The sequence below is a fragment of the Vibrio sp. 1874 genome, assembly GCF_033344395.1.
Taxonomy (GTDB): Bacteria; Pseudomonadota; Gammaproteobacteria; order Enterobacterales; family Vibrionaceae; genus Vibrio; species Vibrio alginolyticus.
This window is the reverse complement of the sequence record NZ_JAWPOR010000005.1, coordinates 149,111-165,960: the sequence shown is the minus strand read 5'-3', so window position 1 is coordinate 165,960 and position 16,850 is coordinate 149,111. Positions and strand designations below refer to the sequence as shown.

At 46.5% G+C, this 16,850-nt stretch carries 15 protein-coding genes; 11 read left to right on the top strand and 4 right to left on the bottom strand.

The window, feature by feature from the left end; all coding sequences use genetic code 11:
• Positions 1 to 74: 74 nt before the first annotated feature.
• Positions 75 to 992, top strand: coding sequence for a bifunctional GNAT family N-acetyltransferase/hotdog fold thioesterase (locus R8N46_RS12665; RefSeq protein ID WP_005379283.1), 918 nt, complete (start codon positions 75 to 77; stop codon positions 990 to 992).
• Here the strand turns inward: R8N46_RS12665 and R8N46_RS12660 are convergent.
• The 4 genes from R8N46_RS12660 to hslR all read right to left on the bottom strand — a co-directional run bounded on the left by R8N46_RS12660 (position 978) and on the right by hslR (position 6,547).
• The gene (locus tag R8N46_RS12660; RefSeq protein ID WP_213972341.1) at positions 978 to 3,098 is read right to left on the bottom strand and encodes an AsmA family protein; all 2,121 of its coding nucleotides are present in this window, start codon (positions 3,096 to 3,098) and stop codon (positions 978 to 980) included. The two genes, R8N46_RS12665 and R8N46_RS12660, sit on opposite strands and share 15 nt — an antisense overlap.
• Before the next feature lie 190 nt (positions 3,099 to 3,288).
• Positions 3,289 to 4,917, bottom strand: coding sequence for a phosphoenolpyruvate carboxykinase (ATP) (gene pckA / locus R8N46_RS12655; protein WP_005379288.1), 1,629 nt, complete (start codon positions 4,915 to 4,917; stop codon positions 3,289 to 3,291).
• Positions 4,918 to 5,253: 336 nt separating this feature from the next.
• Positions 5,254 to 6,129, bottom strand: coding sequence for an Hsp33 family molecular chaperone HslO (hslO, locus tag R8N46_RS12650; RefSeq protein ID WP_005379290.1), 876 nt, complete (start codon positions 6,127 to 6,129; stop codon positions 5,254 to 5,256).
• A gap of 31 nt (positions 6,130 to 6,160) precedes the next feature.
• Complete coding sequence (gene hslR / locus R8N46_RS12645) at positions 6,161 to 6,547, bottom strand: ribosome-associated heat shock protein Hsp15 (RefSeq protein WP_005379292.1); 387 nt, start codon at positions 6,545 to 6,547, stop codon at positions 6,161 to 6,163.
• Positions 6,548 to 6,800: 253 nt separating this feature from the next.
• Here hslR and gspC point away from each other — a divergent pair, with 253 nt between their 5' ends.
• Genes gspC through gspL form a run of 10 tightly spaced genes read left to right on the top strand, consistent with a single transcriptional unit; the run spans position 6,801 to position 16,847 of the window.
• Positions 6,801 to 7,727, top strand: a complete 927-nt coding sequence (gene gspC / locus R8N46_RS12640; RefSeq protein ID WP_005379294.1) for a type II secretion system protein GspC — start codon at positions 6,801 to 6,803, stop codon at positions 7,725 to 7,727.
• 36 nt (positions 7,728 to 7,763) lie between these two features.
• On the top strand, positions 7,764 to 9,782 hold the full coding sequence (gene gspD, locus R8N46_RS12635; protein ID WP_005379295.1) for a type II secretion system secretin GspD: 2,019 nt from the start codon (positions 7,764 to 7,766) through the stop codon (positions 9,780 to 9,782).
• Positions 9,782 to 11,284, top strand: coding sequence for a type II secretion system ATPase GspE (gene gspE / locus R8N46_RS12630; protein ID WP_005379296.1), 1,503 nt, complete (start codon positions 9,782 to 9,784; stop codon positions 11,282 to 11,284). Before gspD ends, gspE begins: the two co-directional genes overlap by 1 nt.
• On the top strand, positions 11,284 to 12,501 hold the full coding sequence (gspF, locus tag R8N46_RS12625) for a type II secretion system inner membrane protein GspF (RefSeq protein ID WP_025768303.1): 1,218 nt from the start codon (positions 11,284 to 11,286) through the stop codon (positions 12,499 to 12,501). The genes gspE and gspF overlap by 1 nt, the downstream gene beginning before the upstream one ends.
• 59 nt (positions 12,502 to 12,560) lie before the next feature.
• A complete protein-coding gene (gene gspG, locus R8N46_RS12620) occupies positions 12,561 to 13,004 on the top strand; it encodes a type II secretion system major pseudopilin GspG (protein ID WP_005379298.1) in 444 nt (147 codons plus the stop codon).
• 29 nt (positions 13,005 to 13,033) lie between these two features.
• Complete coding sequence (locus R8N46_RS12615) at positions 13,034 to 13,633, top strand: prepilin-type N-terminal cleavage/methylation domain-containing protein (RefSeq protein ID WP_017635010.1); 600 nt, start codon at positions 13,034 to 13,036, stop codon at positions 13,631 to 13,633.
• Positions 13,620 to 14,009: a type II secretion system minor pseudopilin GspI gene (gspI, locus tag R8N46_RS12610; RefSeq protein WP_017635009.1), complete on the top strand. Its 390-nt coding sequence runs from the start codon at positions 13,620 to 13,622 to the stop codon at positions 14,007 to 14,009. Before R8N46_RS12615 ends, gspI begins: the two co-directional genes overlap by 14 nt.
• Complete coding sequence (gene gspJ, locus R8N46_RS12605; RefSeq protein WP_132936677.1) at positions 13,996 to 14,673, top strand: type II secretion system minor pseudopilin GspJ; 678 nt, start codon at positions 13,996 to 13,998, stop codon at positions 14,671 to 14,673. Before gspI ends, gspJ begins: the two co-directional genes overlap by 14 nt.
• Positions 14,666 to 15,676: a type II secretion system minor pseudopilin GspK gene (gspK, locus tag R8N46_RS12600; RefSeq protein ID WP_213972342.1), complete on the top strand. Its 1,011-nt coding sequence runs from the start codon at positions 14,666 to 14,668 to the stop codon at positions 15,674 to 15,676. Before gspJ ends, gspK begins: the two co-directional genes overlap by 8 nt.
• Positions 15,645 to 16,847 carry a type II secretion system protein GspL gene (gene gspL, locus R8N46_RS12595; protein ID WP_167415599.1) on the top strand — a complete coding sequence of 401 codons (1,203 nt, stop codon included), beginning with the start codon at positions 15,645 to 15,647 and terminating at the stop codon, positions 16,845 to 16,847. Before gspK ends, gspL begins: the two co-directional genes overlap by 32 nt.
• The last annotated feature ends 3 nt before the right edge of the window (positions 16,848 to 16,850 follow it).

Below are 16,850 nucleotides of genomic sequence, written 5' to 3'. Positions count from 1 at the left end.
AACTCCAAGCTCATGGAATTGGCTTGGAGTAATTTTTCCGACACTGATTAGTGTTGTGCTTTCAAAGGATTGATATGTTCAAACTCATTACTCCCAAAACCGATAATCAGATAAACAAGTATTATCAGTTTCGCTGGCAACTGCTTCGTGAGCCATGGCGTATGCCGATCGGCTCAGAGCGCGATGAATACGACGAAATGAGTCATCACCGCATGATTGTTGATGGTCGAGGTCGTCCTATGGCGATTGGCCGTTTATACATTACGCCGGACAATGATGGCCAGATCCGCTATATGGCGGTTAAAAATAATCGCCGTAGCAAAGGGATGGGTTCGCTGGTTTTGGTTGCACTAGAGTCGTTAGCACGCCAGGAAGGAGCGAAACGCTTGGTGTGTAATGCCCGTGAAGATGCCATCGCCTTTTATGAAAAAAATGGCTTTGAGCGTCGAGGTGAGCTGACCGATGAGCGTGGCCCTGTGCGCCATCAGCAAATGGTGAAGCAACTGGATCCGATGGCCAATGTGTTACGTCGCCCTGAATGGTGTACTGAGCTTCAACAGCGCTGGGAGCAACAAATCCCAATTAGCGACAAAATGGGGATCAAGATTAACCAGTACACGGGTTACCAGTTTGAATGCTGTGCGCAGCTTAATCCTAACCTTAATCCGCATAACACCATGTTCGCTGGGTCAGCTTTTACCTTAGCAACCCTGACAGGGTGGGGGATGACGTGGCTGCTGCTTAAAGAGCGTGGGCTGCACGGTGATATTGTGTTGGCCGACAGCTCGATTCGCTATCGTCAACCAGTCGAACAAAACCCCGTGGCGAGTACTTCGTTGGATGGGATCAGTGGTGACCTAGACCGATTGGAGTCGGGACGCAAAGCACGCATCGTTATTCACGTAGTGATTTATAGTGGTGACACGCCAGCTGTTGATTTTGTCGGTACCTATATGTTGATACCGAACTACTCGCAGTTACTCAGTTGCTGATGGGGTAAGCGCCGACTGATCTGCTGGGCGCTTATCTGTTTCACCTTCTTGCTCTGTCGGTGAGAGGATTTGTTCTTCTGCTGCGGAATGCGTGTTGGGTACTTCATCTTCTTCGATAACTTCTTCGTAAAGCTCTTCCTCTTGAATCTCCAAGTTGATGTTATCAATCACGATTGGTTGCTCGATGGAAGGTTCATTTTTCTGTGGAGTCTCAATATCAGTAGGCTCGGCCAGTTTTGATGCGTTCACGCACTCATTACGGTGGGTTTCACCACTTAGTAGATCGCCTTCAATGTTTCCGCACGACTCTTCCAATTGATAAGTAATGCCACTTAGCGGGTTGTTGGCCATATCAAATGTTCCCCAAACCTTACCACTTATGGCTTTTCCTGAAATTGTGACCGGCTTTATGGCAACTTCCCCTCGTTGCGCGCTTAAACGCAGTGGACTTAAGGTAATGGCTTTGAGCGAATGATCCGCTTGGGAATTCAAGCGGGTATCTCGGAGATTGGCTTCCACTTCACCCGATAAGCTGTAGGCCAGCATGTTGCGATCACCTGATAACCCTTGTAGATCGAGGCTAAGATCGGAAAAACCATCAATAGCCAGTGTGTCGGATAAAAAATAATCGTGGAAGAGCGATAAGGGAATACCATCAGCATTGACGTTGAGCGCCCAAGGTTGGCTCGGGGTACTCAAATCTATTTGTCCGATGCCTTCTACGTAGCCTTGCTCGAGTGGCGCAAAAAGGCGAGTCAATTGCCAAAAGCCATCTTTGCTTTGCATGGCAAGTGCTGCGTGAGACGTGAGTATTTGGTCATAGCTAGCGTTGACAACGCTGACTTCCAATTCGCCTTGCCAAAGGCCCCAACGTTGAGCCGACTGTTTAATATCAAGCTGTTGCCCTTCGATATTTAAACCGGAAAGTTGCCAATAAGGTTCGTGAGATAGCTGGATAATTTGGCTGCGCTCAATGTCGAGTCGTTCGATTGCAACATGCTCTAACTCGCTGGTGGCGGCGTGCCACCAATTTAGGTTGTCTTCTGGCTGTGTTGCCCACTTGAGGCCTTGAATAGAGGCTTCTTTGAGCTTCCATTGTGTTGGCGTGAACAATCCAGAAACTTGCACTCGACCTTGCTGCCAATCTAAGCTGAGCTCGTTGAGCTGGATTACTCCTGGCTCGATAGCGGCACTCAAACGTGGCTCTATTGCGGTTTGCTGCTGGAATCGAACGCTATCCGCCTGCAATGACACTTGAGCTTTTGTCTTCCAGAGAGACAGTGGCAGTGTGGCGTTTTCCACAGAAAGATCCAAGTTCTGCCAGTGCCAGTCGCCCCATTCAATATCGGCGTTAAGCAAATCTAAGCTATTAATATGATTAATGCTAAATGGTAGATCGTGCCAAGGTTTTGCAAGCAGTGATTGGCGCTGCGTATTACTCAGTTTCAGCTTGTTGATGGTCACATTTACTAAAGACCAGCCTTGAGGATACTGCTCCCCTTGCCCAGATATTTGACTGTTACGCCAGTTAAAAGAGGTGCCATAAAGCGTACTGTCTTGCGGTTTGTAGTCTATATCGACTAAGAGTTGATTAAAGGCTTCGCCATTCCAATAGAGTTGGTCAGCTGCAAGTTGAACTTCGCCATATGGTATTAATTGACCATTCCATTGTGGTGATTGAATTTGAAGGTCAATGCCATTGGCAGAGAACTGCTCGTCGGCGTAATCAATATTTTTGAGCGCGATTTGATGGAATAATACGTTCTCTAAAGCAGGGAGCTTTGGTGCGCCATACTGCAAGCTCATACCATCAATCAATAAACTATCAACGATCCATTTACCATCGCGATAAACATCGGGATTCATCCATAAATCGACTTGCTCGATGTAAGACGCATCGTCTCCGCTGGTGTTCACGCGTTGTAAAGTTAGGTGATAGGGAAAGCCATAACGCACGCTTCCGGCCCGGAAGGGAAGAGAAAAGGTGTTTGACAGCAAGCGCCAGGTTGCGTCCGCGTAAGATGTTGTTAGCAGCGCAATCGTAGCGGCCGGAATGGCAACTAAGATAACCAGTAACAGAAGTAGAACTCGACGCGCTGTTTTCATCTTTGCTAGAACCTACGTGTGTTATTAAATAAAACTAGATAGGCTTTAGCTTGTATCAATATTCTGTGGTATTCAATAAAAAGCCCCTCAAAAGAGGGGCTTGAAGCAATTTTTGTAACTTGGCCTACGTAAAGGTGATAAGTTAATGCCAACTTTTCACTGAGTTTACGCGACGTCGCGGTTACTCGATTTAATCAATCTGAGGACCAGCCGCAACCAGAGATTTACCTTCAGCGTTGTCTGTGTACTTATCAAAGTTATTGATAAAGCGCGCTGCTAAATCTTTCGCTTTGCTTTCCCACTGAAGTGGGTCAACGTACGTGTCGCGAGGGTCTAGAATGCTAGGATCCACACCTGGTAGTGACGTTGGTACTTCAAGGTTGAAGATTGGAATGTGCTTAGTTGGTGCTTCTTCAATCGAACCATCAAGAATGGCATCAATAATTCCGCGTGTATCTTGAATAGAGATACGTTTGCCAGTGCCGTTCCAACCAGTATTCACTAGGTAAGCCTCAGCGCCCGCTGCTTCCATGCGTTTTACCAGTACTTCCGCGTATTTTGTTGGGTGGAGCGTTAGGAACGCCGCGCCGAAACAAGCAGAGAAAGTTGGTGTTGGCTCAGTAATACCGCGCTCTGTTCCCGCTAGTTTGGCGGTAAAGCCAGACAGGAAGTGGTACTTAGTTTGCTCAGGTGTCAATTTAGATACTGGAGGCAGTACGCCAAATGCATCGGCTGATAGGAAGATCACTTTATTCGCGTGACCGCCTTTTGATACTGGCTTAACGATATTATCGATATGGTAGATAGGGTAAGAAACACGTGTGTTTTCTGTTTTCGAACCATCATCAAAGTCGATAGAGCCATCGCCACGTACTGTTACGTTTTCTAGCAGTGCATCACGACGAATTGCGTTGTAGATGTCCGGCTCCGCTTCTTTCGAAAGTTTGATGGTTTTTGCGTAACAACCACCTTCGAAGTTGAAGACACCGTCATCATCCCAGCCGTGCTCATCATCACCAATTAGCGCACGTTTAGGATCAGTCGACAGGGTCGTTTTACCCGTACCAGATAGACCGAAGAATACCGCTACATCGCCATCTTTGCCCATGTTAGCGCTACAGTGCATTGATGCGATGTCTTTTAGTGGAAGGAAGTAGTTCATCATGGCGAACATACCTTTCTTCATTTCACCGCCGTACCAAGTACCACCGATAAGTTGCATGCGCTCAGTTAGGTTAAATACGGTGAAGTTTTCTGAGTTCAGGCCTTGCTCTTCCCATTTTGGATTAGTGCATTTTGCGCCATTCATTACTACGAAGTCTGGTTCAAATGTCGCTAACTCTTCTTCTGTCGGGCGAATAAACATGTTTTTAACGAAGTGCGCTTGCCATGCGACTTCTGTGATAACACGAATGCTCAAACGTGTATCTGGGTTTGCACCACAGTAACCGTCAACAACAAACAAGCGTTTGTTAGAAAGCTGGTTTGTGACCAGTTCTTTTAGCTCGTCCCACACTTCAGGAGTGATTGGCTTGTTATCATTTTTCACTTGATCAGACGTCCACCACATATGTTCTTCTGTCGTAGCGTCTTTGACGATGTATTTATCTTTTGGTGAGCGACCAGTAAAGATGCCAGTGTCAACGGCAACCGCACCTAGTTCAGTAACCACGCCGCGCTCATAACCGGTTAGGTCTTCACGCGTTTCTTCCTCAAACAACATTTCGTAGCTTGGGTTGCGAATAACCTCTTTTACGTTATGCAGTCCGTGCTTGGTTAGATCAAGTGTTGCAGCCTTAGTATGTTCCATAACGGTCATAGGTGCTCCTTATAAGGATTTTGTAGGGATTTTGTAAGAATGTTTTAATTTTAATCTGCTCACCATGCTAGCAACGGGGCGGGGAGAAAACAGGGAGATAGCTCAAAATTTGCCCATGATTTCAATAAGGTTTTAGGTAACCCGTCACATATTGGTGGGAATAGTCTATCGTGCACGCAATCCTTTGCGCTAGGGCAAAATCATTATTAATTGTTTAAAATTAAGCAGTTGTTTTATTACGCTTGAGGCTAGTTATTACGAGGGGTTGATCACAAAAAGGCCAGCATTAAGCTGGCCTTTTGTAGGGTAAATTACGTGCTTGATAAGCTATGTAAATTAATGCAGGGTTTTCTTGTCCGTAGAAGCTTGTGCATACAGTTCAGTGACTTCAGATTCGTCGAACGTATAAGTTGTGCCACAGTAATCACAATGTAAAGAAACTGATCCAACTTCTGCCAAAATGTCATAAATTTCAGCTTTCTCAACGGTGATGATTGCTGCACCGCTACGCTCACGAGAACAGCCACAATGGAACTCGACAGGTTGCGGCTCGTACAGACGTACTTTGTCTTGGTTATATAGTCGATACAATAACTCGTTCGCTTCTAAACCAAACAATTCTTCATCTTTTACTGTGTCAGTGAGCTGCTCTAGATGTTCGAAATCATCTGGAGAGCCAGTGCCGTCAGGGATCACTTGAATCAACATACCTGCTGCGTGTGCTTTGCCTTCATGCTCACCAGTGCGGATCCATAGGCGCGTTTTTAACTGCTCTGAGTTTGCAAAGTAGCCTTCTAGCACTTCTGCTAAAGTGTCACCTTCTAATCCAACGACGCCTTGGTAACGCTCGCCGTTTTTCGGTTCGATGGTGATCACAAGGTAGCCCTTACCCATTAGATCGTGAATGTTTGCGTCATCGGCAACATCGCCTTCCCAGCGAGCTACGCCACGAACACGTTGGTTATGGTCACCGTTGATAACGGCAAGAGACACAGGACCGTCGCCTTGTAGCTGGATGGTGATCGAACCTTCGAACTTAAGAGTGGCAGTTAAAAGAGTAGTTGAAACGAGTAGCTCACCCAGCAGTTTCTCTATTGCTGCCGGATATTCCTTGCTGGAGATAACACGTTGGTACGCTTCATCCAATTGTACCAACTCGCCACGTACTGAAAGATCTTCGAATAGGTAGCGGTTTAAAACATTATTTGCCATGGAGTGCTTTCCTCGTTGGTAATTCCGGCTTTTATTGGTGTTTGAACTTAATGATGTCTCTGCGCTGCTTTTTATCTGGGCGGCGTTCCGGACTTGGGTTGTGGGCATTAAGCTTACGTTGAGTCGCGTGTTCCTCACGTTTCGCGATACTCTCATTGGTTTCGCGATATAAGGTTTGTGCGATGGGAGCGCCTCGGCGTTGATCTGAGATTTGTTCGATGATCACGATTTTTTCTTCGTTGCCTTGACGAAGTCTGACTTCAGCGCCCACTTCAACGATTTTACTCGGCTTGCTTCGTTGGCCATTATAGTGGACTTTACCGCCATCGACCATGTTACGTGCGATGGAGCGGGTTTTGTAAAATCTTGCGGCCCATAGCCATTTATCTAGCCTAACGGCTTCATTTAGGGAACTCATAGAACACTACGCTATCTAATCACTGCCCGAATACGGCAATGAGTGATGGATTATTCACCTACAGATGGAGTCAAGGCGTATTTTTTTCAAGGGAGTTGGCAAAAACTGCATAAGAAAAAGGTATGAAAGACAACTTGTGATATAGTTCACTGCTCTTTGTTGAGTAATAATTTTATTGCAAATTTAGCAATTTAAAGTCGATAGCTATCGTTATAGCTTAAATGACGGACGTTAGAATAAAGGAATCCATTCAGTGAAACGTTTAGAGCTAAGTGCAGGATTATCAAGCAGACCGCTACTGGCTCAGATCAAGTCCAATCATTATACCATTCAAGCCAAACTTAGCTTGTTGCTTACCTGTCTGTTTATTGCGATAACAGGATGGATACTTGGCAAAATTGTGTGGTTAGCCATACCTCAATCGTCGGAAGTGCCGCAATGGCGTCCATCGGCGAGTAGCGTTGCTGCGAGCAATAAAGGCGACGCGATAGATTTTAATGCCCTTCAGAATGCCAACCTATTCGGTAAATACACTGAGCAAAAAGCGGCGGTTGTAGAACAGCCTATTGTTAAAGACGCCCCTAAGACGCGCCTTAACCTTACGCTGGTCGGTGCGGTTGCAAGTAGTGATGCCAACACCAGCCTTGCTGTTATTGCTAACCGAGGTAAGCAAGCTACGTACGGTTTGGGTGAAGAAATCGAAGGGACACGTGCGACACTAAAAGCGGTATTGGTGGATCGCGTCATCATTGATAACCAAGGTCGAGACGAGACCTTAATGATGGAAGGTATAGAATATAAGAAGCTATCTGAATCGCCGCAGGTAGCTAGGGCGCAAGCTCAGCGAGCAGAAGCAGCGACGTCTGACGTTGGAGAGAAATTAGAGCAAATCCGCGAGGAAATTGCGAAAGATCCACAAAGCGTTTTTAAATACATCACCATTTCACCCGTCAAAAAAGACGGAGACATTGTTGGTTATCGAGTATCACCTGGTCGTGATGCCGCATTATTTAATGATGTAGGGCTACAACCTGGCGATATTGCGGTTCAACTGAACGGGATCGATTTAAGTGACCCGTCTTCTTCAGTACAACTGATGCAAGTGATGAGCGATCCGCAAGAATTAAATTTAACTGTTGAGCGAGACGGCCAACAGTACGATATCTATATCCAATTGTAAGACTTAGGCAACCGGCGTAAGTTCAGGGAGACATACGTGAAACATTGGTTCAGCAAAAGTGCTTGGCTACTAGCAGGAAGTTTACTCTGCGTACCAGGTGCAATGGCAAACGAATTTAGTGCGAGCTTTAAAGGCACTGATATTCAAGAATTCATCAACATAGTGGGTCGTAACCTCGAAAAGACCATCATTGTTGATCCTTCAGTACGCGGTAAGATCGATGTCCGCAGCTATGACGTACTTAACGAAGAGCAATATTACAGCTTTTTCCTTAATGTCCTTGAAGTATACGGTTACGCAGTCGTAGAGATGGACAATGGGGTACTTAAGGTTATCAAAGCAAAAGACTCAAAAACCTCAGCAATCCCTGTGTTAGGTGATGGCAGCGCGCAAGGCGATAGTGTTATCACTCGAGTTGTCGCGGTGCGTAATGTGTCGGTCCGTGAGTTGTCTCCTCTACTTCGTCAGCTGATTGATAACGCCGGTGCCGGTAACGTGGTTCATTATGATCCAGCGAATATTATCTTGATTACTGGTCGTGCGGCAGTAGTGAATCGCTTAGCAGAGATCATCAAGCGTGTTGACCAAGCCGGTGATAAAGAAATTGAATTGGTGGAGCTGCGTAATGCATCTGCTGCTGAAATGGTACGCATTGTCGAAGCACTGAATAAAAGTGCGAATCAGAAAAGCACGCCAGAGTTCCTTGAACCTAAAATTGTGGCCGATGAACGTACTAACGCGATTTTAATTTCTGGTGATCCAAAAGTAAGAGCCCGCTTGAAACGTTTGATTCGTCAACTTGATGTTGAAATGGCGACAAAAGGTAACAACCGAGTTGTGTACCTGAAAAATGCGAAAGCTGAAGACTTGGTGGATGTATTGAAAGGTGTTTCCGATAACCTGCAAGCTGAAAAGCAAGCCGGTCAGAAAACATCAGGTGCATCGCGTGGTGAGGTCGTCATTGCTGCTCACGCTGCAACTAACTCGTTAGTTTTAACAGCGCCACCAGATATTATGATGGCATTACAAGACGTCATTTCTCAACTCGATATTCGTCGTGCTCAGGTTCTTATTGAAGCGTTAATTGTCGAAATGTCTGAAGGTGATGGTATTAACCTAGGTGTTCAGTGGGGTTCGTTAGAAACGGGTGCTGTAATTCAGTACGGTAACTCAGGAGCCCCGATTGGTCAGGTGATGGTTGGTCTAGAAGAAGCAAAAGATCAAACCCGCACTGAATACTATACCAACTCTAATGGCGAACGAACGCCATATGATGTTACTGAATCAGGTGACTACTCTACGCTAGCGTCAGCGCTTAGCGGAGTAAATGGTGCGGCAATGAGTATTGTCATGGGTGACTGGACAGCGCTAATTAGTGCTGTTGCTTCTGACTCCAACTCAAACATTCTATCTTCTCCGAGTATTACCGTAATGGATAATGGCGAAGCATCATTTATTGTGGGTGAAGAGGTTCCGGTTATTACGGGCTCTACGGCTGGCTCAAACAACGACAACCCATTCCAAACGGTTGACCGTAAAGAAGTCGGTATCAAACTCAAAGTAGTGCCACAAATTAACGAAGGTGACTCTGTACAGTTAAACATTGAACAAGAAGTTTCCAACGTATTAGGCGCAAACGGTGCGGTTGACGTTCGCTTTGCTAAACGACAGTTAAACACCTCTGTCATGATCCAAGATGGTCAGATGTTGGTTCTTGGTGGTTTGGTCGATGAACGCGCACTTGAAAGTGAGTCTAAAGTGCCGCTATTGGGTGACATTCCGGTACTTGGCCATCTGTTCAAGTCAACTAGCACGCAAACAGAAAAACGTAACTTGATGGTGTTCATCAAGCCGACGATTATTCGCGATGGTGTGACGGCTGACGGTATTACGCAGCGTAAATACAACTTTATTCGCGCAGAACAGCTTTATAAAGCGGATCAAGGGTTGAAGTTGATGGCAGACGAGAAGATCCCGGTTATGCCAGCCTTTGGCCAGGAGCGTCAGCACCCAACAGAGATTCAAGCGTTTATTGATCAAATGGAAAACAACTAATGGTTGATATGTTAGACACAGCGCCAAGTATGCGTCGTCTGCCATTCAGTTTTGCCAACCGCTTTAAACTGGTGCTGGAGACAGAGCATCCTGAGCGTCCACCTATTCTTTACTATGTCGAGCCGCTTAACCCTGCGGCTCTGGTTGAAGTCCGTCGTGTATTAAAGAAAAGCTTCGTACCGCAACCTATCGATAAAGAAGCCTTTGATAAAAAGCTGACCGAAGCATATCAACGCGACTCGTCTGAAGCGCGTCAGTTGATGGAAGATATTGGTGCTGATAGCGATGATTTCTTCTCTTTGGCTGAAGAACTGCCGCACGATGAAGACTTATTAGAATCGGAAGACGATGCGCCAATCATCAAATTGATCAACGCCATGTTGGGCGAAGCGATCAAAGAAGGTGCGTCGGATATTCATATTGAGACGTTCGAGAAAACCCTTTCGATTCGTTTCCGTGTCGATGGCGTATTGCGTGAAGTCCTGACTCCAAGCCGTAAGCTAGCGCCTTTGCTAGTTTCTCGTGTGAAGGTTATGGCTAAACTAGATATCGCAGAAAAGCGTGTGCCTCAAGATGGCCGTATTTCGTTGCGTATCGGTGGTCGTGCGGTGGACGTGCGTGTATCTACGATGCCGTCCTCACATGGTGAGCGCGTGGTAATGCGTTTGTTGGATAAAAACGCGACTCGTCTTGATTTACATAGTTTGGGCATGACACCTTCAGTGCATGACAACTTCCGTCACTTGATTGGCCGCCCTCACGGTATCATCTTGGTGACGGGCCCGACAGGTTCTGGTAAATCCACCACCTTGTATGCTGGCTTGCAAGAGATCAATAGCAACGAGCGCAACATTCTAACGGTTGAAGACCCGATCGAATTTGATATTGATGGCATCGGTCAAACTCAGGTGAACCCAAAGGTCGATATGACGTTTGCGCGCGGCTTGCGTGCCATTCTGCGTCAGGACCCGGATGTGGTGATGGTCGGTGAGATCCGTGACTTAGAAACCGCACAAATTGCAGTGCAAGCGTCCTTAACGGGTCACTTGGTAATGTCTACTCTCCACACCAACACCGCAGTGGGTGCGATTACGCGTCTACGTGATATGGGTATTGAGCCATTCCTTATTTCTTCTTCGTTATTAGGGGTGCTAGCGCAGCGCTTAGTTCGAACGCTTTGTCCAAGCTGTAAAGAGCCGTATGAAGCCGATGCGGAACAGAAAAAACTGTTTGGTATGGAAGCGCATGAACCGTTAGAACTGCACCGAGCAAAAGGCTGTGAAGCGTGCAACCAAAAAGGCTACCGAGGTCGAACAGGTATCCACGAGCTCATTATGGTTGATGAGCAAGTGCAAGAGTTGATTCATCGAGAGTCTGGTGAACAAGAAATTGAGAGAGCCGTTCGCGCCCATACGCCAAGTATTCGCAGTGATGGTTTAAGCAAAGTACGTCGTGGTATTACGTCACTTGAAGAAGTGATGCGAGTGACGAAGGAAACCTAATGGCGGCATTTGAGTACAAAGCGCTAGATGCAAAAGGCAAGCATAAAAAAGGCACGATAGAAGGGGACAACGCCCGACAAGTGCGCCAGCGACTCAAAGAGCAAGGGATGATCCCGATTGAAGTGGTCGAGACGAAAGCTAAATCGGCTAAGTCTTCAGGTTCAGTCAGCTTTAAGCGCGGCATCTCGACATCTGAGCTGGCACTCATCACACGGCAATTGTCTACGCTAGTCCAATCAGGAATGCCTTTGGAAGAGTGTTTGCGTGCGGTCTCTGAGCAGGCTGAAAAGCCGAGGATTCGTTCTATGTTGGCTGCGGTTCGCTCGAAAGTAACCGAGGGTTATCCGCTCGCCGACAGTTTTGCCGATTACCCACACGTGTTTGATGAACTGTACCGCTCCATGGTTGCGGCGGGCGAAAAATCAGGTCACCTCGATACCGTATTAGAGCGTTTGGCAGACTATGTCGAAAACCGCCAAAAGATGCGATCTAAATTGCTTCAAGCAATGATTTATCCTGTAGTTTTGGTGGTATTCGCGGTTGTCATCGTTTCGTTCTTATTGGCGACAGTGGTTCCTAAAATCATTGAACCCATCATTCAGATGGGCCAAGAGTTACCTCAATCGACGCAATTTTTACTGGCAGCCAGTGAGTTTGTGCAAGGTTGGGGGCTGATTATTTTCGTTGTGCTGGTGGCGCTTTTCTATGGCCTCAAACTGGCGTTGCAAAAGCCAGACTTTCGCTTAGCTTGGGACAGAAAAATCTTGAGCTTACCGCTAATAGGTAAGATCTCTCGAGGTTTGAATACCGCACGATTCGCGCGAACACTTTCGATCTGTACTTCCAGTGCGATTCCAATTCTCGAGGGTATGCGCGTTGCGGTAGATGTTATGTCTAACCGTTATGTGAAGCAGCAAGTGTTGCTTGCAGCGGATAACGTTCGAGAGGGCGCTAGTTTGCGTAAGGCGTTGGACCAAACCCGCTTGTTTCCACCAATGATGCTACACATGATCGCCAGTGGTGAGCAAAGTGGTGAATTAGAGAGCATGTTGACGCGGGCAGCCGATAACCAAGACCAAAACTTTGAATCAACAGTCAATATTGCTCTGGGTGTGTTTACTCCTGCGCTGATTGCATTAATGGCTGGATTAGTGTTGTTCATTGTGATGGCGACCTTGATGCCAATGCTAGAAATGAATAACTTGATGAGCGGATAATTTCGAATTAAGACGTGTCTACTAACGGCATGGCTTTAATCTAACTTTCGGAGAAAAAAATGAAGTTTAAGCGTAGTAAACAACAGGGTTTTACACTTTTAGAAGTGATGGTTGTTGTAGTTATCCTGGGTATTTTGGCAAGTTTTGTTGTTCCAAACCTATTGGGTAACAAAGAGAAGGCAGACCAACAAAAAGCGATTACGGACATTGTCGCGTTGGAAAATGCCTTAGATATGTACAAGTTGGACAACAGCGTTTACCCAACAACGGACCAAGGTCTAGAAGCATTGGTTAGCAAGCCATCTAACCCAGAGCCACGCAACTACCGTGATGGTGGTTACATCAAACGTCTTCCTAATGACCCTTGGGGCAACCAGTACCAATACTTAAGCCCAGGTGATAACGGTACAATCGATATCTTCACTCTAGGCGCAGATGGCCAAGAGGGTGGAGAAGGTCCAGCTGCAGATATTGGCAACTGGAACATGCAAGACTTCCAATAATTGAGCCTAAGCCAGCACTAATGAAACAAATGCGAAAACATAACGGTTTTACATTGATAGAAATTCTATTGGTGCTGGTTTTGCTATCTCTTACGGCTGTGGCCGTGATCTCGACGTTACCGACTAGCCAAAAAGATCTTTCCAAACAGTATGCTCAAAGCTTTTTTCAGCGTTTACAGCTGCTCAATGAAGAAGCGGTGCTGAGCGGTAAAGATTTTGGTGTTCGAGTGGATGATGCCAAATCGACCTACGCTCTACTGAGTTTAACCTCAGAAGGTTGGCAGCCTCTGAAATTAAAGCAGATTCCGAGCAAAACCAAGCTAGAAGAAGATATTACGCTACAACTCGAGCTCGGAGGTGGTGCTTGGGATAATGATGAGCGCTTATTCAAACCAGGTTCTCTTTTTGATGAAGACATGTTCGCAGAAGAAGAGGACGAAAAGAAAATTGAGCCACCGCAAGTGTTTATATTTTCCAGCGCCGAAGTCACGCCATTTACCCTGTCTTTTTTTCCGCAAAATGGTGATGCCTTTAATGACGGTTGGCGAGTCATTGGCAAAGAAAGTGGACAAATTTTGTTATTAGCTCCGGGCGAAGAAGTGAAAGAGGATGAGAATGCGCAATTTTAAGCAAGCTCGCCCAAATTTGAGTCATCGCCGGACGAGAGGCATGACCTTACTGGAAGTATTGGTCGCACTGGCAATTTTCGCTACCGCTGCCATCAGTGTCATTCGCTCTGTGAGCCAGCATATTAATACAATCAGTTATCTAGAAGAAAAAATGTTTGCAGCCATGGTTGTGGATAATCAGATGGCAAATGTGATGTTGAATACCGGAGAACTCAAAGCGAAAAACGGCACAGAAGAGCTGGCAGGACGCACTTGGTTCTGGAAAGTCACGCCAGTCGCCACGACGCAGCCATTGCTGAAAGCATTTGATGTGAGCGTCTCGGTAGAGAAAAGCGCGAGCCCTGTAGTAACGGTACGAAGCTATGTGGCGCAATAATCATCTCCGCGCAAACACGCGCCAAAGGGTAAAAGGTTTTACACTTATTGAAGTGTTGGTATCGATTGCCATCTTTGCCAGTTTAAGTGTCGCAGCGTACCAAGTGGTATCGCAAGTACAGCGTAGCAATGCGCTATCACAAGAACGAACCCAACGCTTAAACGAAATTCAGCGTGCCATGGTTATGATGGATAACGATTTTCGTCAAATGGCGATGCGTCAAACGCGTACTAATGGTGAAGAGCCTGCTAGCCGGCTAATTTTTTGGTCCGATTACCTGTTGGACTCCGATACCAAAGGACTGATGTTTGCCCGTTTAGGTTGGCACAACCCTCAGCAGCAGTTCCCTCGTGGAGAAGTAACCAAGGTTGGCTATCGCTTAAAAGAAGAAACACTGCAGCGAGTATGGTGGCGCTATCCTGATACGCCGGTTGGGCAACAAGGTACTGTTACTCCATTGCTAACGCAGGTCGAGTCATTTGATATGCGTTTCTATGATGGTAAGCAATGGAAAAAAGAGTGGGCTGAAGAAAAAGCGCTGCCGAAAGCGGTTTCTGTTGTTCTCACTCTCAAAGATTATGGAGAAATTGCCCGCACTTATCTCACTCCTGATGGCACATTGAGTCAGAAAGAGGAAAGTTCAGGAGACAGCAATAATGGTTAACCGTCAGCGCGGTGTTGCTTTGATTATAGTGTTGATGTTGCTGGCGATTATGGCGACGGTTGCCGCCAGCATGTCGGAACGTTTGTTCTTGCAGTTTCAGCGAGGCGCTAATCAAATCAATTACCAGCAAGCGTACTGGTACAGCCTTGGCGTCGAGGCGCTAGCAAAAGTGGGTATCGAGCAAAGTTATAAAGACACCGACACGATTAATATGAGTCAACCGTGGGCGATAAAAGAGCAAGTCTATCCGTTAGATTATGGTCAAGCGGCGGGACGAATTAGAGACAAGCAAGCGTGCTTTAATCTAAATGTATTGAGTCGTGTGCAACCAACGGGTCAGCAAATTACAAGACCATATTTAGTGAATGTATTGCAGCGCCTATTAGAAGAGCTGGATGTCGAGCCATATCAAGCAGAAATCATTGCAGACTCTATTTGGGAATACATTGATGCTGACGACTCTGTCCGTTCGACTACTGGGGTTGAAGACAGCACATATGAAGCGATGAAGCCTTCCTATTTAGCATCAAATGGTTGGATGGCAGATGCTTCCGAGTTACGGGCTGTCTATCAGGTGAGTGGTGAAATTTTCCAAAAATTGGAGCCGCTGGTCTGTGCATTACCAAGTGATGACTGGCGTTTAAACGTGAATACGATTGATGTTGAGCAAACTCCGATTTTGGTGGCAATGTTCTCACCAAACTTAAGCAGTAGTGATGCGATTCAGCTAATTGAAAAACGCCCATTTGATGGGTGGGATAGCATTGATGAATTTTTAGCAGAGTCAGAAATGGCTGGCTTAAGTGAAGATGTAAAGAAAAACGCCAAAGGCTATTTGGGTGTGGATAGCGCCTTTTTTGAATTGGATGCACAAGTGTTGGTGGATGAATCACGTGTACGTATCCGAAGCCTTTTACAAAGTACAAATAGAGAAACGGTGACCGTAGTTCGCCGTCGTTTTGGAGGGATCAGTGAGCGAGTTTCTGACCGTTCGGCTGAGTAGCGAACAACAAAGTACCATTCCTTGGGTGGTGTGGTCGACAGATCAACAGGAAGTGATTGCTAGCGGTGAAATCGCCGGATGGGAACACTTAGATGAGTTGGTCTCATATGCTGGTCAGCGCCAAGTTGTGGCGCTGCTGGCGAGTAATGATGTGGTCCTGACGCAAGTGGATATACCACCTGGTGCAACACGCCAATTCGAGGCGATGTTACCGTACTTAGTGGAAGACGAAGTTGCTCAGGACGTTGATGGCCTGCACTTTAGCGTGTTGGGTAAACAAGCGGACAAAGCGCAGATTTGCGCAGTTGAACGTGCTTGGATTCAGACTGTACTGCAACGTTTTTCAAGCCAAGGTATCGCCATTAAACGCATTTTACCCGATGTGCTTGCATTACCGGTTCGTGGAGAGCACAGCAGTGCTGCAATGATTGGCGAGCAATGGCTAATTCGTCACTCTGCGACAGAGGGCGCGGTTGTCGACGCTTCTTGGTTAGACCTTTATCTCTCTTCTTATCTACAAAATCATGAAGGTTGGAAGCTCGATTGCTATAGCTCGGTCCCGGAATCTGCGTTACCTGAAATATGGGAGCCGCAACCAGAAGAAATGACGATGGCTTTACTGGCGAAGGGGGTGACAGAAAGCAAAGTCAATTTGCTGACTGGGATCTTCAAGCCGAAATCTTCTTGGGGTAAATACTGGAAGCTCTGGCAAAAAGCCACCATTGCTGCGGGGGTGCTTATCGTTGTCATGGTTGCGCAGCAGTTGCTCGTGGTCCACAAGTACGAAGCACAAGCTCAAGCGTATCGTGAGGAGAGTGAGCGTATTTTCCGCCAGGTGTTCCCAAATAAACGACGCATTCCTACCGTTAGTTACCTCAAACGACAAATGGATGATGAAGAGCGCCGCTTATCTGGTGGAAGTGGTCAGCAGGCAATGTTGTCATGGTTGGCGGCATTACCCGCGACGCTTGGTCAGGTCAGCGACTTGGAGATCACTAGCTTTAAATACGACGGACAACGTGGCGAAGTACGTATTCAGGCTCGTAGTTCAGACTTCCAACCTTTTGAGCAGGCTCGTGTGAAATTGGCAGAGAAGTTTAATGTTGAGCAAGGTCAGTTGAACCGTAGCGATAACGTTGTGGTTGGCAGCTTTGTTTTGAAGCGTTTGTGAGGT

Bases quoted from the DNA above. Each gene is read 5' to 3' on its own strand.
- R8N46_RS12665 (WP_005379283.1), top strand. From the start codon at position 75: ATGTTCAAACTCATTACTCCCAAAACCGATAATCAGATAAACAAGTAT.
- R8N46_RS12660 (WP_213972341.1), bottom strand. From the start codon at position 3,098: ATGAAAACAGCGCGTCGAGTTCTACTTCTGTTACTGGTTATCTTAGTT.
- pckA (WP_005379288.1), bottom strand. From the start codon at position 4,917: ATGACCGTTATGGAACATACTAAGGCTGCAACACTTGATCTAACCAAG.
- hslO (WP_005379290.1), bottom strand. From the start codon at position 6,129: ATGGCAAATAATGTTTTAAACCGCTACCTATTCGAAGATCTTTCAGTA.
- hslR (WP_005379292.1), bottom strand. From the start codon at position 6,547: ATGAGTTCCCTAAATGAAGCCGTTAGGCTAGATAAATGGCTATGGGCC.
- gspE (WP_005379296.1), top strand. From the start codon at position 9,782: ATGGTTGATATGTTAGACACAGCGCCAAGTATGCGTCGTCTGCCATTC.
- gspF (WP_025768303.1), top strand. From the start codon at position 11,284: ATGGCGGCATTTGAGTACAAAGCGCTAGATGCAAAAGGCAAGCATAAA.
- gspG (WP_005379298.1), top strand. From the start codon at position 12,561: ATGAAGTTTAAGCGTAGTAAACAACAGGGTTTTACACTTTTAGAAGTG.
- R8N46_RS12615 (WP_017635010.1), top strand. From the start codon at position 13,034: ATGCGAAAACATAACGGTTTTACATTGATAGAAATTCTATTGGTGCTG.
- gspI (WP_017635009.1), top strand. From the start codon at position 13,620: ATGCGCAATTTTAAGCAAGCTCGCCCAAATTTGAGTCATCGCCGGACG.
- gspJ (WP_132936677.1), top strand. From the start codon at position 13,996: ATGTGGCGCAATAATCATCTCCGCGCAAACACGCGCCAAAGGGTAAAA.
- gspK (WP_213972342.1), top strand. From the start codon at position 14,666: ATGGTTAACCGTCAGCGCGGTGTTGCTTTGATTATAGTGTTGATGTTG.